Source organism: Streptomyces bambusae (assembly GCF_019400985.1).
Classification (GTDB): Bacteria; Actinomycetota; Actinomycetes; order Streptomycetales; family Streptomycetaceae; genus Streptomyces; species Streptomyces bambusae_A.
Genome location: NZ_WTFF01000040.1, coordinates 1 through 15976, shown reverse-complemented (window position 1 = coordinate 15976; position 15976 = coordinate 1). Strand labels below are relative to the sequence as shown.

At 72.1% G+C, this 15976-nt stretch carries 12 protein-coding genes and 1 pseudogene; 7 read left to right on the top strand and 6 right to left on the bottom strand.

The window, feature by feature from the left end:
* Positions 1-37: 37 nt before the first annotated feature.
* The 4 genes from GPJ59_RS08790 (at position 38) to msrA (ending at position 4877) form a co-directional block, all read left to right on the top strand.
* Positions 38-1141 carry a hypothetical protein gene (locus GPJ59_RS08790; RefSeq protein WP_219665906.1) on the top strand — a complete coding sequence of 368 codons (1104 nt, stop codon included), beginning with the start codon at positions 38-40 and terminating at the stop codon, positions 1139-1141.
* A gap of 149 nt (positions 1142-1290) precedes the next feature.
* Complete coding sequence (locus tag GPJ59_RS08785) at positions 1291-2943, top strand: M48 family metalloprotease (protein ID WP_219665905.1); 1653 nt, start codon at positions 1291-1293, stop codon at positions 2941-2943.
* A complete protein-coding gene (locus GPJ59_RS08780) occupies positions 2940-4085 on the top strand; it encodes a hypothetical protein (RefSeq protein WP_219665904.1) in 1146 nt (381 codons plus the stop codon). The genes GPJ59_RS08785 and GPJ59_RS08780 overlap by 4 nt, the downstream gene beginning before the upstream one ends.
* 120 nt (positions 4086-4205) lie before the next feature.
* Complete coding sequence (gene msrA, locus GPJ59_RS08775) at positions 4206-4877, top strand: peptide-methionine (S)-S-oxide reductase MsrA (protein ID WP_219665903.1); 672 nt, start codon at positions 4206-4208, stop codon at positions 4875-4877.
* A 21-nt stretch (positions 4878-4898) separates the two neighbouring features.
* Here the strand turns inward: msrA and GPJ59_RS08770 are convergent, their stop codons facing one another.
* Positions 4899-5360: a hypothetical protein gene (locus tag GPJ59_RS08770; RefSeq protein WP_219665902.1), complete on the bottom strand. Its 462-nt coding sequence runs from the start codon at positions 5358-5360 to the stop codon at positions 4899-4901.
* A 329-nt stretch (positions 5361-5689) separates the two neighbouring features.
* Positions 5690-7174 (bottom strand): recombinase family protein, encoded by a 1485-nt coding sequence (locus GPJ59_RS38430; RefSeq protein ID WP_219665901.1) that lies wholly within the window; start codon positions 7172-7174, stop codon positions 5690-5692.
* Between the two features lie 49 nt (positions 7175-7223).
* On the opposite strand from GPJ59_RS38430, the pseudogene GPJ59_RS37250 reads away from it, so the two are divergent.
* Positions 7224-7322 (top strand): annotated as a pseudogene (locus GPJ59_RS37250) (peptide-methionine (S)-S-oxide reductase MsrA); the annotation flags it as partial.
* Between the two features lie 158 nt (positions 7323-7480).
* On the opposite strand, the gene GPJ59_RS08760 reads toward GPJ59_RS37250, so the two are convergent.
* Complete coding sequence (locus tag GPJ59_RS08760; protein ID WP_219665900.1) at positions 7481-7966, bottom strand: hypothetical protein; 486 nt, start codon at positions 7964-7966, stop codon at positions 7481-7483.
* 201 nt (positions 7967-8167) lie between these two features.
* On the opposite strand from GPJ59_RS08760, the gene GPJ59_RS08755 reads away from it, so the two are divergent.
* Entirely contained in the window at positions 8168-11824 is a 3657-nt protein-coding gene (locus tag GPJ59_RS08755) for a glycosyltransferase (RefSeq protein ID WP_219665899.1), read from the top strand.
* A gap of 101 nt (positions 11825-11925) precedes the next feature.
* On the opposite strand, the gene GPJ59_RS08750 is transcribed toward GPJ59_RS08755, so the two are convergent.
* Both GPJ59_RS08750 and GPJ59_RS08745 read right to left on the bottom strand, forming a co-directional pair.
* Entirely contained in the window at positions 11926-13191 is a 1266-nt protein-coding gene (locus GPJ59_RS08750) for a L,D-transpeptidase (RefSeq protein WP_219665898.1), read from the bottom strand.
* A gap of 135 nt (positions 13192-13326) precedes the next feature.
* A complete protein-coding gene (locus tag GPJ59_RS08745) occupies positions 13327-13668 on the bottom strand; it encodes a hypothetical protein (protein WP_219665897.1) in 342 nt (113 codons plus the stop codon).
* A 107-nt stretch (positions 13669-13775) separates the two neighbouring features.
* Here GPJ59_RS08745 and GPJ59_RS08740 point away from each other — a divergent pair, with 107 nt between their 5' ends.
* The gene (locus tag GPJ59_RS08740; RefSeq protein WP_219665896.1) at positions 13776-14165 is read left to right on the top strand and encodes a hypothetical protein; all 390 of its coding nucleotides are present in this window, start codon (positions 13776-13778) and stop codon (positions 14163-14165) included.
* 147 nt (positions 14166-14312) lie between these two features.
* Here the strand turns inward: GPJ59_RS08740 and hutH are convergent, their stop codons facing one another.
* Entirely contained in the window at positions 14313-15851 is a 1539-nt protein-coding gene (gene hutH / locus GPJ59_RS08735) for a histidine ammonia-lyase (protein ID WP_219665920.1), read from the bottom strand.
* Positions 15852-15976: the final 125 nt, after the last annotated feature.

Below are 15976 nucleotides of genomic sequence, written 5' to 3'. Positions count from 1 at the left end.
TTGGTGGGAGCAGGCGGCACGGCCCATCATGGCGGCCGTGATCGTAGCTCTCGTCGTACTCCTCGTGCTGCTCTCCCTGGCCGTGGCCTGGGCGTTCCGCAAGCGCCGGCCCGTTTCTCCGTCCGCCGACAGGTGGGTGCGCACGCAGTTCGACCCCGCCGCCTTCGGGCTCGTACCGCGCGAGCAGCTCGACCCCCGTCGCCCCGGCCCCGAGCCCGACGGCGCGACGTGCGCGGAAGAGCAGAAGGTGGCCGAGGCCGCCTGGGGCGGTGACTGGCGGGTGGCCGCGGCGTACGCCGAGGAGGCGGGCGCCGACTGGGACGAGCGGTGGTCGCGCATCGAGACGCTGGCGCAGATCGCCCGTGGCGACGACCGCTGGCTGACCGACTGGCGTACGGCCCTGCCCGACAGCGGCGACGCGGGTACCGTCCACGCGCTGGTGCTCGTGGACGAGGCCTGGGCGATACGTGGCTCCGCCTACGCGCACCAGGTCCCGGACGAGGACATGCGGCGGTTCCGCTCGATGCTGCCCGCCGCCATGGCCGCCGCACAGCGCACCGCCGACCGGGCCCCGCACGACCCCGGCCCCTGGGTCGTGATGATCACGGCGGCGCGGGCGATGTCGTACTCGCAGAGCCAGTTCCACGACCTGTGGCGGAACCTGACGGCCCGCGCCCCGCACCACACCGCCGCGCACTGGCAGGCGTTGCAGTACTGGTGCGCCAAGTGGCACGGCTCCGACGAGCTGATGCTCGACTTCGCCGTCCGCGCGGTCACGTCCGCGCCGCACGGCAGCACTCTGCCCGGCCTCTACCTGCATGCGCTGGACGAACTGGACAAGGTGGGGAAGCGGGCCGAGCGGATCGACGGCCTGCGCGGCGCGCAGGGCCGGGCGCGGCTGGAGGACATCGCGCGGCGCCTGGACTCCGTCCCCCAGGACCACCCGGAACTGCCGCAGCTGCGCCACCTGTTGGCGTACCGGCTGGGACGGGTGGGTGCGTACGGGGCGGCGCTGGAGCAGTTCCGGCGGCTGGGGCCGTACTGCGGGGCGCGCCCGTGGAAGGACGACGAGGCGGGCGCGGTCGTCGCCTTCGACCGGGCGCGGGGCCTGGCGGCGCGCGGCGCGAGCCGACGCGGGTAGCCGCAGGCAGGGGTCGGTCGACGCGGGTAGCCATAGGCAGGGGCGGTCGGCGCGCGGCGGCGGCCGCCTCGGGCGGCCACAGGCAGGGATCGGTCACCAGTACGATCAACCGCCACACCCGTTCACATCCCTGGGGGGGATCTGTCCCGATGGGCGCAACTCTGCGCGCCGTGCGAGCACTCGTCCTGCTCGCCGGTTTCTATCTCCTGGGCCTGTTGCTGCTGGCCGCCCTGGCCGGCATCGACCTCGCCCTCATCGGCTTGACCGACGGCGGCCCGGTGGCCGCCAAGATCGTCGTCGTGAGCGTGCTGCTCGCCGTACCGATCGTGCGCGGCATGTTCATGCTCCGCACCCCCAAGGACGAGCCGCATCCCGGCATCCGCGTCACCCCGGAGCAGGAGCCCCGCCTCTGGCAGATCGTGCGCGAGCTCGCCGAGCAGGTCGACACCCGCGCCCCCGACGAGATCGTGCTGACCGACGAGGTCAACGCGTCCGTCAGCGAACAGGCCCGCTTCGGCGGCCTGGTGGGCGGCCGCCGCACCCTCACTCTCGGCCTGCCCCTGATGAGCGGCCTGGACGAGATGCAGCTGCGCGCGGTCCTCGCCCACGAACTCGGCCACTACAGCCACTCCGACACCCGCTTCACCCCGCTGATCGTCCGCGGCAAGGCGCAGATCGAGCGGACCGTCGCCCACTTCCACGCGCGCGCCGACAAGACCGCGGCCAAGGAACTGGCCAGGCAGGAGAAGGCCGCCGCGAAGCGGCTGGCCAAGGGCAAGAAGGCGGGCGAGGTCTCCGCGTCCGGCGCCGGTGCCACGTACCGGGCGATGGCGAAGATCTACACCTGGTACGCCGGGCTGTTCCTGCGCGCCACCCTCTCCGGCTTCCGCCGCCAGGAGTACGCAGCCGACCTGGCCGCCGCGCGGATCGCCGGCCGCGACGCGTACGCCTCCGCGCTGCGCGAGCTGCCCGCCCTGTCCGCGGCGTACGGCTTCTACATGGAGTCCTACGCCACCCTCGGCCTCGGCGCCCGGCTGCTGCCGCCGCAGGGACAGTTCTACGGCGGCTTCGTCCACCTCCTGCCCGCCCGCTCGGCCGACCTCGACGAGCTGCGCACCGACCTGCCGACCGACCCCGCCTCCCCGTACGACTCGCACCCGCCGATCGCCGACCGGGTGGCCCGCATCGAGGCCCTGCCGGACGACGGGCGGGGAAGCGGCTACGCCGATGGCACCCGGCCCGGCCCCGCCCTGGACCTCCTCTCCGCCCCCGCCGACGCCCTCGCCGCGCTGGAGCGGGAGTTCCTGAGCGAGGAGGCGCTGGCCCTGCCGCGCGCCGACTGGGACGAGCTGGTCCACCGCTCGATGACGCAGTACGTCGGCCAGGGCGCCGGACCCATCCGCGAGGCGGTGGCCGCGGAGGTCGCCGCGACCACGGGAAGCTCCGCGCACATGACCCCGGGGACCGGCACCCTCGTCCACCTCCTCGACCTCGTCGAAGCCGACCCCGCCGCCCTCTGGCGCCTCGCCGGCCGCTTCCCGAAGTCCGACGAGGCCGCTGCCGCCAGCGGGCGGGCCGCCCGCGAGTTCGCCCGCCCGGTCGTCCGGCGCGCGCTGAAGCAGCTGGTCGTCGTCGAGCTGACGGCCGCCGGCACCGCCCGCTGGCAGCTGTCGTGGTCCGACGAGGCCTCGCTGCGCTACCCGGGCGACGGCTACGAGGACCAGCTGGCCCTCGCCATCGACGCGGCCGTCGCCGACCTGCCCGACACGACTCCCCTCCGGAAGCTGGTGCTCGCATCATGACGTGGTTGATCATCCTGGGCGTGCCGCTGGCCGCGGGCGCCATCTGGGTCCTGCGCGGGGTGTACTACCTCCGCAAGGCCAAGCGCCTGAACGCGGAGGCGGACCGGCTCAACGCCGAGGCCGCGGCCAGCCGGGCCCGGCGGGCCGAGATCGAGGCCGAGCAGGCGCGGGCGGTCGTCGCGCAGGGCTTCGTGGCGGCCGATGACCTGGACACCGAGCACCGGGCGCCGGTCCCCGCCGAGGAGACCGCCGCCGTCGCGGCGGTCACGGCGGGCGACTGGGCGGCCGGCGCGGCCTGGATCGAGGCCGCCGGGCAGGACTGGGACGAGCGCGACCACCGGATCCGGACGCTGGCGGAGCCGGCCGCCGAGGACGACGCCTGGCTGCTGGCCTGGCGCGCGGCCCGGCCGCAGGACGCCACCGCCGCCGCGGTCCACGCCGACGCCTCGGTGCTCGTGGCATGGAACGTACGCGGGTCGAAGTCGGCGAAGTACACGACCGACGAGCAGTTCCGGGTCTTCCACCAGCTGCTCGGCTCGGCCCAGGAGGCCGTGCACGAGGCGCAGCGGCTCGCCGGCCCCGCCGACCCGGTGCCGTACATGCTGGAGCAGCCGATCGCGATGGCTCTGGGCTATTCCCACGAGCGGTACGCACAGCTGTGGGAGCAGATCGTCACGCGCGGGCCGAAGGTGGTGGCGGCGCACACCAACGCCCTGCAGTACTGGTGCCGCAAGTGGCGCGGCTCGCACGAGGAGGCCGAGTCCTTCGCCGCGAAGTCGGCGGCCTCCGGCGCGCCGGGCGACCTGCTGACGCTGCTGCCCCTGACGGCGTACTTCGAGCGGGAGACGTACGAGAGCGACCTCGACCCGGACGTCTACTACAAGGAGCCGCACATCGTGGCCGCGGCCGACGCCGCCCTGGCGGACCTGGCGGCGGCCGACCCCGCCGACCCGCGGGCGGTGCGGCTGCGGCACATGCTGGCGTGGATCCTGTACTGGCAGGACCGCTACGAGGAGGCGCTGGAGCATTTCCGGGCGGTCGACGGCTGCATCGGGGCGGTCCCGTGGTCCTACTCGGGCAACCCGCGCAGCCGGTACACCAAGGCACGCGACTACACGGTGCGCCAGGTGACGCAGGCGTAGCCGCAGCCCACGCGGCCCGTCGCAGGTGGGGCGGGCCCCGGGCCCGCCCCACACAGCCTGCCCCCTCCGGGGAATCCCCGCCCCTCCCCCGCTGTTGTGACCAGCGAGGAGGCGCCATCCATGTTCACGTACCGCCGTACGCCCGAGCTCCCCACCCGCGAGCAGGCTCTGAAGGGCCGCCCCGACCCCCTGTTCACCCTTCCCGGCCGCCATACGGTCCTGGGCAACCCGCTGTCCGGCCCGTACCCGGAGGGCCTGGAGGTCGCCGACTTCGGTCTGGGGTGCTTCTGGGGTGCCGAGCGGAAGTTCTGGCAGACCCCGGGCGTGTGGACCACGCTGGTCGGCTACCAGGGCGGCTTCACGGAGAACCCGACGTACGAGGAGGTGTGCTCCGGCCTGACCGGGCACACCGAGGTCGTCCGCGTGGTCCACGACCCGGCGCAGGTCTCGTACGAAGCCCTGCTGAAGGTCTTCTGGGAGGCCCACGACCCGACCCAGGGCTTCCGCCAGGGCAACGACGTCGGCACCCAGTACCGCTCGGCCCTCTACACCCACTCCCCCGCCCAGCAGGCGACCGCCGAGGCCTCCCGCGAGGCGTACCAGCGCGTACTGACCGCTTCGGGCCACGGCGCGATCACCACGGCGGTCCTCCCGGCCGCCGACCGCCCCTTCTGGCCCGCGGAGCCGTACCACCAGCAGTACCTCGACCGGAACATCAACGGCTACTGCGGCATCGGCGGGACGGGCGTAGCCTGCCCGATCGGCATCGCCGAGGCTCCTGGCGAAGAGTGACCCGCGGGCCCGGTGCAGCCCTCAATGAACTGCGCTGTACTGGGCCAGGAAGGACTCGTACACCTCACGGCAGTCGGCAGCCATCTGTCGCTGCTCGGCTTCGGTGAGTGGCTGGATCGTCCCGATGTCTTCGGGAATGCGCTTCTTGCTCAGGTGCATGACGTGCTTGCTTGCCAGATCCCACCATTCACCGAGGCGCTTCCCGGCTTCGGTGTCTACCTTCCATCCCGGTACGAGATCTACAGCACGGAGATCTTTCGGCTCTCGCCCCTTGATCAAGAAGTCGGCCACCAGTCGTACGTTGACCATGAAGGACTCGATACAGGCAATCTCAACCGCGCGCGGCTCGATCGGCTGCCTGCCTGTGACGTAGTCCACCAGCCCGTCGATCTGGCCGATGGCCTGCTGAACTATTCCGATCGCCCGTCGTTCCGGCGGGAGTTGGGCGTTCCACCACTCAGGTGAGGGTCCTCTGTCAGTCATGCAGGGAGCATAGGCGCGCGACCTTCGAGCGGTCACTCGATCAGCCTTGGTCAAATGCATAGACACGCAACGCGCCGAGGTGCAGCTCGTAGGGGCCGTAACAATCAGCGGCAAGCGTGGCCACCGGGGCGCCACAAGGACAGGCACGGTTGAGTCCGCTGTCTCCGGACGGGCCACAGCATCCGCCGCTGTTCTCCCAGTCCGGCAGCGGCTAGAGGTCGGGCGCGTCGTCGGGGTGGATCACGATGTCGTTGCGCGGGCCGGCACCCGCAACACGAACGAAGGGGCACCAGCCGGATGACCGTGCCCCTTTCCGTTTCAGCTCGCCGTCAGTCGCGCCATTTCGGGACCAGCAGGTCAGGGTTGAACGGGCGTCGGCCTCCGCCGCCCACCGGCAGGACGATCACCGCGTGCAGTGCTTCCCTGATCAGGGCGCGCTTCCGTGCCAGGTCCAGCCTGCCGGAGGTCCAGCGCTCGCGCACGTCGCCGGTGACCTCGGCTGCACGCTGCTGGTTGAGAACGTGGCGCGTACGGTCCGCACGTAGTTCCTTGACCCGAGATTCCATCCTCTGGTTCTCAGGGAAGAACAACTCATCCGAGATCTGGTCCTCCTGCCAAGCCTGGAGCAGCTTGCGCTGCTTGCGCGTCAAGCGGTCCAGTTCGTCTTCCCCTGCCCATTTCTCGTCCACATGCGCCGTCCTGGCTGCCCGTTCCTCCAGCTTCGCCAGAACTGCCTCCGTGATGAATTCGTCAATCTTGGCACCATTGCGTCCCGTGCCACCGCAGCCGCCCATTTCCTTGCTGGGGCACTGGTAGAGGTAGCCACCGGAGAGATCCGGCCGCACGTTCGCGCGGAGGGGCGAGTTGCAGATCTGACCGTCCGCACCGGGCTTTCCGCATCGGAGGATTCCGGTCAGCAGGTACGACGGGGTGCGATAGTCCGTAACCGTTCCGTCGGACTTCACGTTGGGACCGAGGCGAGCTGAGAAGACGGCATCGACGGCCATCCACTCCCTCGGGGTGATGATCGGCTCCCAGCGGCCCACAACCGGCACACCGTTGGCATCGCGCACCAGCTCTCCGTTGTGCTTCCGCCAACCGCACAGCCGCGGGTTCCACAGCGCGAGCTTGAGGGATCGACTCGCCCACTCCTTGTCGTTGATCGTGCGGACGCCGGCCTCCCGCCACTCCCGGAGGATCGAGTGCAGGGACTTGCCCGCGATCACCTCACGGGCGCCCTTCGCCAGCCACGCCGCTTCCTCGGGCTCCAGCGTGAGCTTGTCATCCTTCCAGCCGAAGGGGCGCTTTCCGCCTACCGGGATGCCCAGCTCGGCACGGGCACGGTGCGAGCGGCGTGCACGCCGCTGCATCTTGCGCACCTCCATCTTGGAGATGACGACGCCGAAGAGGCCCATGGACTCCACGTCCTCGCTGTAGAGGTTCTTCGACCCCTTGGCGTCGGCGTAGACGCGCCCTTCCTCGTACGTGAGCGCGTCCACGAACCGCTCGTAGTCGCCCGCCCTGCGCGTGAGCCGATCGTCCGCGACCACGATGACGCCGCGCACCGGCTGGCCGTCCGGCATGTGCCCCGACTTGAGCGCCTTCACCATGGCCTCGAAGTCCGGGCGCACCACCGCCGCCTTGGCCGCCGACAGGTCGTTGTCGGTATAGCGGTGCACGATCGTCCAGCCGAGACGGGCCGCCGTCTCGCCGTTGACCTTGTGCTGATCCTCGACGCCGTGGCCGTCCCTGGCTGTGTCGGCGGAGATACGCGCGTACGAGACAACCGGGATCACCGGTGTCGCTTCGTTCACTTCCCACCCCTTTACGAAGAGTCAGTAATTCTACGCAAAGAAAAGTGGCAACCAGCAGTACCTCGACAAGAACCCGGCGGGCTACTGCGGCATCGGCGGGACGGGCGTCTCCTGCCCGATCGGCATCGCCGAGGCTCCTGGGGCGTGAGTGGCGGCCTGCTCCCCGACCCGGAGCGCGAGCAGCTGACCGGCTCCGGCAGGCCCACAGACCTGCCGGGCCGGTGCTGCCGTGGGAACGGGACCGGTTGTGCGCGCGGCACTCCGCATGGCGGTCCGCACACGCCTCGGGGTTCTGACGGGTAGCGATCAGACCGAGTCGTGGCCGTAGACCCGCTTCGCGTCCAAGTGGAGCTCGTACGGGCCGAAGCAGGCTGCGGCGAGCGTGGCCACTCGGGCACCACAAGGACAGGCACGGTTGAGCCCGCTGTCTCCGGACGGTCCGCAGCATCCGTCGCTGTTCTCCCCGTCCGGCAGCGGCTGGAGGCCGGGCGCGTCGTCGGGGTGGATCACGATGTCGTTGCGCGGCCCGGCAGAGATCATGGCCACCCCTTCGTCGATTCTCCAGAGGCCACGCGGCTGCGCAGGCCCGCCCTCCTCCTGGTCCGGATGGGGCACGTACGGGGCACCCCATGGTTCGGTCTCGATCGCGTAGTGCCCCTGCGGCATCGTGGCCGGCGCCCGCCGACTCTCCTTGTCCCGTTCTTCGTCGTCGGGCGCTGGGGGAACGGCGGGCAGCGGCGTCAGGTCCGGCGTGAGACTGCCGCCGCACTTGGCACACAGGAAGACGGTCATGCTGCCGTTGTAGCCGCCGCGTGCATCCCAGCGCATCCTCGATTCCGACCGGGGCTCGATCCCCGCTGCTCACGTCGAGCAGGTCACAGAGGCGCTGCGAGGCACCCGGACACACCGCGAGCGGGACAGCGGTGCCCGCGCCCCCGGCCGCCCCCGCCGCCCCCACGCGCCCCGTACGATCGGCGTGTCGGGAGGGGGAGTGTGGACATCTCCGAAGTGCGTAATCCGTACGACTACCGGAACCCCGTGCGGGACGCCGCCGTGTTCGCCGGGCGGGGTGGGGAAGTGGCGGCCATCCGGTACGAGCTGGACCAGGCTGCCGTCGACCGGCCGTCCGTCTGCGTCGTGCTGCACGGGCAGCGGATGGCGGGCAAGACCAGCCTGCTCAACGCCGCCGAGTGGCTGGCCCGCGAGCGCGGGTACGTGTCCGTACGGGTGGAGCTGGTCGAGGGCGACGGGGCGCCGGCGGCCTTCTTCCGGAAGGTGTACGAGGAGCTGGCCGTGGCCGTCGCCGCGGCCGGCGTACCGCTCGACGTGGCCGACGTACGCCGGGTGATGGCCGGGGCGCCGGCCCGGGGCGACGGGGCCCTGGGGGAGTTCCCCGAGGCGGTCGCGCTGGCCGGGGACCGGGTGCCGGAGGCGGCGCTGCGGGCCGATCTCGCGTCCTTCGTCGGCCGGTTGGGCAAGCCGCTGGTGCTGCTCGTGGACGAGGCGCAGCTGATCGCGGACGACGTACGGGTGCTGTCGGTGCTGCGGTTCCTGACCTCGCGCGTCGACGGGCTGGTGCTCGTCCTCGCCGGGACCTCCGAGCTGATCGGCCGGATCACGGACGTGCACTCGCCGATCCTGCGGCAGTTCAAGGAGATCGAGGTCAAGCGGTTCGTCGAGGTGGAGGACGTCCGCGACTGCGTCTTACGGCCCCTGCAGCCGCTCGGGCTGCAGTTCGTCGACGAGAACGGCGGGGTCGAGGCCCTGATGTACCTCACGGACGGCAACCCGTACGAGATCCAGCTGTTCTGCCACGAGATGTTCGCCCGCTGGCAGCGGGGCGAGACCCCCGGCATGCTGCTCACCTCGGAGGTCCTCGACGGGATCCGCTCGCGCCTGGAGTCGGGCCGCGACCTCGCCGACCGCCCGCTGATCCGCACGGTGCGGGCGATGGAGCGCACCGACCTGATCGCGTTCAACGTGCTGGCCTCCGCCCTGGGCCACGCCACGGCCGACGACGCCTGGTTCGCGTACTGCATGACCCGCTCGCCGGAGATCACCCGCGCCGAGTACGACCGCTGCCGCGACTCCCTGGTGGCGGACGGGATCCTCGCCGAGGGGGACGTCGTCCGGTTCGCGATGGAGACCGAGCTGTTCGACGAGATGTACGTACGGCTGTGGACGGTGGGCCAGTTGGGCGACGGCGCCCACCCGCAGCTGGCCGGCCGCGGTACGACCCGCGCGCTCTTCGTCAACCGGCTGCTCGCGCTGCTCGACGACTTCGCGCAGGAACCGCTGCGGGTCTTCCCGACCTGCTGCCACGGGGTGGGCCCCGGCCATCTCGCGCAGGCGGTGCGGGCCCTGCGGGGGCTGCCCGAGGAGGGGCCGGACTGCGCTCCGCACATCAACTTCCTGCACGCGGCGGTGCTGCGGTCGGGCCAGCCGCGCGCGCTCGACCTGACCACCGTCACCCTGACCTTCGCCGGGCAGTCGGTGGAACGCTGGCTGTACGCGCCGGACACGGCCGACGCCTCCGTGGACACGCCGGCCTTCCGGGCGACGGCCGCCCGGATCGCCGAGCTGGGCGGGGAACTCACGGCCGAGCGGGTGCGGTTGCCGCTGGACACCTGGCCGGCGACGGAGTGGTTCCGGCGGGCGACGGGGCAGGTGCGCAAGGAGCTCGGTGACAACCACCTGGAGGCCGCGTACGCCGCGTACGGCGCCGGGGCCGTCGCGGTGGCCGAGCAGCACCTGCGGGAGTCCTTCGAGCTGGCCCCCGGCTGGGAGCAGGCCAACGACCTGGCGTACGTGTGCCTGGCCGGCGGCCGGCCGCACGAGGCCCTGGACTGGGCCTCGCGCGCGATCGCCCTGACCGGCGATCCCAAGGAGCTCTCGCTCAGCCGGTACAACGCGGCGATGGCCTGCCTGCTCACGGGGCGCCGGGAGGAGGCGCTGGACCGTCTCGGGTGGGCGGCGCAGGACGTGGCGGCGCTGCAGCTGCCCGAGCACCAGGTGGAGTACCTGCACGTGCCGGTGGTGGACGCCGCCACCGGGGCGGTGACCCTGCGGGAGCAGCAGGGGGTGGACGTGCTGGTGGCCGTACGGGAGGCACAGGCCCTGCTGGGTGCGGCGGACCACGTCCTGCCTGGTGCTCCCCTTGCCGCTGCCGGTCCCGGTGCCGGTCCCGTTGCCGCTGCCGCTGCCGGTCCCGTTGCCGTTCCCGGTGCCTGTCCCGTTCCCGCTGCCGTTGCCGGTCCCGTTCCCGTTGCCGTTTCCGTCCCCGTCCCCGTCCCCGTCCCCGTCCTGGCCGCCGCCCCGGCTCCCGCGCCTGCGGCGCCCCCCGCTCCCGTCGTGCTGTGCGTGGCCACCGAGTGGGCGTCCGGGAACGGCGGGCTGAGTACCTTCAACCGGAACCTGTGCGCCGCCCTCGCCGCCGCCGGGGCCCGGGTGTTCTGCCTGGTGCTCGCCGCCACCGCCGAGGAGGTCGCGGCGGCGGACGCCGTCGGCGTCACGCTGGTGCCGGCGCCGCGCCGGCCCGGCGAGTCGGACGACATGCGGCTGAGCGGGCGGCCGGAGCTGCCGCCGGGGACGGTGCCGGACCTGGTCGTGGGGCACAGCCGGATCACCGGGCCGGCCGCCCGCAAGCTCGCCGACGACTTCTTCCCCCGGGCCCGCCGCCTGCACTTCGTGCACATGGCTCCGGACGAGATCGAGTGGTACAAGCCCGACCGGGAGCAGGGCGCCGCCGTGCGGGCCGCGGAGCGGACCGAGCTGGAGCGGGCACTGGGCAGCAGTGCGTACCGGGTGGTCGCCGTCGGGCCGCGGCTGCACGACCAGTTCCTGCCCGAGTTCACCGGCGGCGGGCTCGACCCGCTGCGCCTGGACCCGGGCTTCGACGCCCTGGACGGGTCCGCCCCGGACGGGCCGCGTACGCCTCCGGGCGGGCGGCTGCGGGTGCTGCTCTTCGGGCGGGCCGAGGACGAACGGCTCAAGGGGCTGGACCTGGCGGCGACGGCGTGCGGCCAGGTCGCCGCCTGGCTCGACGACGACGGGCTGCCGACGCCGACCCTGGTCGTGCGGGGTGCCCCGGTGGAGACGGCCGACGAGCAGCAGTCGGGCCTGACGGAGCTGTCGGCGGAGACCGGGCTGAAGGTGGTGGTGCGGCCGTACTCCGCCGACCAGGAGGTCATCGCCCGCGATCTGAGCAGCGCCAGCCTGGTCGTCGTACCGTCCCGGGCCGAGGGGTTCGGCCTCGTCGGTGTCGAGGCGGTCATGGCGGGCGTGCCGGTGCTGGTGAGTTCGGAGAGCGGGCTGGCCGACCTGCTGCGCGAGGTCCTCGACCGGGAGACGGCGGCGCGGTTCGTGGTGGCGATGTCGGGCAACGACGAGAAGGACACCGACCGCTGGGCGCGCGCGGTGGAACGGGTGCTGCGGGACCGGGAGGGCGCCTTCCGGCAGGTGGCGGCGCTGCGCGAGTTCCTGGCCGGGCGGGTCACCTGGGCCCGGGCGGCCCGCACGGTGCTGAGTGCCGTGGCCGGCCGGGACGAAACCGCGGACACAGGTACGTACACGAACGCGGGCACGGGCGCGGATACGTACACGAACGCCGGCACGGGCACGGGCGCGGGCAGCGGCGCGGGCACGCCCTGAGAACGCGGCCGGCCGGCCACCTCCACCAGGGAGGGGCCGGCCGGTGCGCGAGTGCCACGTCGGACAGTCCGGACAGTCCGGACGGTCCGGAGATCGGGCGGTCAGGCCGCCGAGCCCGCCTTCCAGTCCGCCCAGCTCATGTTCCAGCCGTTGAGGCCGTTGTCCGGCTTGATGGTGCGGTCCGGGGAGTTGGTGACGGTCACGACGTCGCCCAGGAGCGAGTTGTCGAAGAACCACGCCGCGGGCTGGTTCGGGTCGCCGGCGCCCTTGACGTCGTTCAGGCCGACACAGCCGTGGCTGGTGTTGACGCTGCCGAAGATCGAGTCGGCGCCCCAGTAGTTGCCGTGGATGAAGGTGCCCGAGGTGGACAGCCGCATCGCGTGCGGGACGTCCTTGATGTCGTACTCGCCCTTGCCGTCGTTGTCCGTGAAGCCGACGGTGGCGCCGTTCATCCGGGTCTCCTTGAACTTCTCGGAGATCACCATCTGGCCGTTGTACGTCGGGTTCTCGGGCGAGCCCGCGGAGATCGGGATGGTCTTGATGACCTGTCCGTCACGGGTGACGGTCATCTTCTTCGTCTTGGCGTCGACCGTGGAGACCTGCGAGCGGCCGACCTTGAAGGTGACGGTCTTGTTCTGGACGCCGACGACGCCGGGGGCGCCCTGGACTCCGTCGAGCTTCATGGTCATGGTGACCGTGGAGTTCGCGTTCCAGTAGTTCTCCGGGCGGAAGTCCAGGCGCTGCTCGCTGAACCAGTGCCCGACGATCTCCTGGCCGCTGGTGGAGGTCACGCTGATCGCGGACTGGACGGCCTTCTTGTCCTTGATCGGCTTGTTGAACGTGACCGACACCGGCATGCCCACGCCCACGGTGGAGCCGTCCTCCGGGGTGAAGGAGCCGATGAAGCTGTTCTCCGGCGAGACCGTGGTGAAGGAGGTGTTCTCGTGGGCCTCACGGCCCGACTCGTCCTTGGCGGTCGCCGACAGGGAGTACTTCGTGGAGCGCTTGAGGGCGCCGTCCGGCTTCCAGCTCTTGCCGTCCGCGGCTATCTTGCCCGTGGCCACGCCGCCCTCGGCGCTCTTCAGCTCGACCTTGGTGAGGGTGCCGTCGGCGACCGACACGGTGGCCGAGTCGTTGAGGCCGACGTTGGTGGCGCCGTCCTTCGGGGTGACCGTGATCTTGGCCTTGGAGGCGTCCTTGGCCGCGGCGGCGTCCACGTCCGCCTGGGACTTGCTGCCGTCGCCCTTCGGCTTGTCCCCGTCGTCCCCGCCGCATCCCGAGAGCACCAGTACGCCGCCGAGCACGGCGGACACGACCGCGAGGGCCCTGTGCCGCCGCCTGCTGTCCGTCCTCACACGCCACTCCATCGTTGCCGAGACCCCGGAGTCGCATCCCGCCCCGGGCATGGGCCGGCAGGGGGCATGACCCCCCGCCTTGTCCTGACAACGCGTTGACGCGCCGATTCGGTTCCACATCCCGTTCGGATGTGGTCAACCCCACGGTCAGGCGCTGTCGCCTTCTTCTTCGAAGACCCCATCTTCCTCGTCGAGGTCCCACTCCATGGACTCGGGGTCGTGATCGATGGGCTCGGTGCTCCAGGAGGCCTGTGCCAGCTCGACGCCGGGCACCTCGGCGACCAGGTCGGTGGGGTCGACGAGGTAGGCGAGGGCCTCCGAGTCGTCGTCGCGTACGGCGGCCTTGGCGTGCACGCGCTCCTCCTCCGGCATGAACTCGTCGGCCTCGATGCGTTCCAGAGCGGCTCCGGTGAGTGCGTCCGGCTCCTGGACCTCCAGCACCAAATCGACCCGAAGCCGTACGTACCGTGATGTCTCAGCTGTGTCCATACGACGGAGAGTAAGCCTGAACCACCCCTGACTTTCCCGCGACCCGCCCCTTTCATTAGCATCGGCGCACACGGCCAATTCGCTGCTGCCACAAGGGGGATCGCACCGTGTCCGCACGTCGACCGCTGCTCACCGCTCTCGGAGCGACCACCCTCCTCACCGCCCTCTGGTTCGTCCCCTCGGCGAACGCCACCGCGCCCGCGCCCGCCACGGCCGCTTCGGGTCCTGCCTCCGGTTCTTCTTCCGGTTCCGGTTCCGGCGGGCCCGCCGGGCCTGGCGCACCCGCCGAGCCGGCCGCACCCGCCGAGCCCGCCGCACCCGCCGGGCCCGTCGCGATGACGGCCGACGGTACGGCGTCGCAGGCGACCGGGACGCAGCTCGCACTCGCCGCGACCGGCAGTGTGGACACCAGCCCTTACGTCCTCGGCGGCACGGTCTGCCTCGGGATCGGGGCCGGCTTCGTGGTCTTCTCGGCCCGCCGGGCACGCGGCCTGTAGCGGCTCCCCCTCCCCTCTGCCCCTCCCCCTCCCCCGCATCCCTGTACGGCCGAAGGGCCGCACCCCTGCCGGGTGCGGCCCTTCGCCTGGTGTTCGCCGGGGGTTCGCCGGGTATTCCGGTTCCGTTTCTCTTTGCCGTTGCGCGGGTCAGGCGAGCGGGCCGGTGACCGGTTCCACGGCGCTGACGAGAGCACCCGTACGGATGAACGCGTCGGCGGCCGCCAGGTCGGGGGCGAGGAAGCGGTCCGGTCCCGGGCCCTGTACGCCGGCCGCCCGGGCCGCCTCGATGGCGGCCTGGCTGGCGGGCGCCGGGACGAGCCCGGAGCGCAGCTCGATGGCGCGGGTGGCGGCGTACAGCTCGACGGCGACGATCCGGGTCAGGTTGTCGACCGCGGTACGCAGCTTGCGGGCCGCCGACCAGCCCATGGAGACGTGGTCCTCCTGCATGGCGGAGGACGGGATGGAGTCGGCGGAGGCCGGTACGGCGAGCCGCTTCATCTCGCTGACCAGCGCGGCCTGGGTGTACTGGGCGATCATCAGGCCGGAGTCGACGCCGGCGTCGTCCGCGAGGAACGGCGGCAGGCCGTGGCTGCGGTTCTTGTCGAGCAGCCGGTCGGTGCGGCGCTCGGCGATGGAGCCGAGGTCGGCGGCGGCGATGGCCAGGAAGTCCAGGACGTACGCGACGGGCGCGCCGTGGAAGTTGCCGTTGGACTCGACCCGGCCGTCGGGCAGCACGACGGGGTTGTCGACGGCGGAGGCCAGCTCGCGCGAAGCGACGAGCTCGGCGTGGGCGATGGTGTCGCGGCCGGCGCCGGCCACCTGCGGGGCGCAGCGCACCGAGTAGGCGTCCTGGACGCGCGGGGAGTCGTCCTGGTGGTGCCCGGTGAGGCCGGAGCCCTTGAGCACGGCGGCCATGTTGGCGGCGGAGGCGCCCTGGCCGGGGTGCGGGCGGATGGCGTGCAGCTCGGGGGCGAGCACCCGCTCCGTACCGAGCAGCGCCTCCAGGGAGAGGGCGGCGGTGATGTCGGCGGAGGTGTAGAGGCGCTTGAGGTCGGCGATGGCCATGACCAGCATGCCGAGCATGCCGTCGGTGCCGTTGAGGAGGGCCAGGCCCTCCTTCTCGCGCAGCTCGACGGGGGCGATGCCGTGCTCGGCGAGCAGCTCACCGGCGGGGCGGACGGTGCCGTCGGGGCCCTCGGCGTCGCCCTCGCCCATGAGCGCGAGCGCGCAGTGGGAGAGCGGGGCGAGGTCGCCGGAGCAGCCGAGGGAGCCGTACTCGTGGACGACGGGGGTGATCCCGGCGTTGAGCACGTCGGCCATGGTCTGGGCGACCTCGGGGCGCACACCGGTGTGGCCGGAGGCGACGGTCTTCAGCCGCAGGAACATCAGGGCGCGGACGACCTCGCGCTCGACGCGCGGGCCCATGCCGGCGGCGTGCGAGCGGACGATGTTGCGCTGGAGCTGGGCGCGCAGCTCGTGCGAGATGTGCCGGGTGGCCAGGGCGCCGAAGCCGGTGGAGACCCCGTAGACGGGTTCGGGCTTGGCGGCGAGGGCATCGACGATCTCGCGGGCGCGGGCGAGTGCGTCCAGCGCCTCTGCGGACAGCTCGACGCGCGCGTTGCCGCGGGCCACGGCGATGACGTCCTCGGCGGTGGTACCGGCCGTGCCGACCACGACAGTGTGCATATCCATATTCAGCAGCCTACGGACTGAATCCCTTCATGTCACTAGGCGGATCCGCCAGGGCTGCCCGGCGGGGCGGGGCCGGGCGTGGCGCGGGCGCGCGCGGCGGCGCGAGGGCTGCGGCCGGG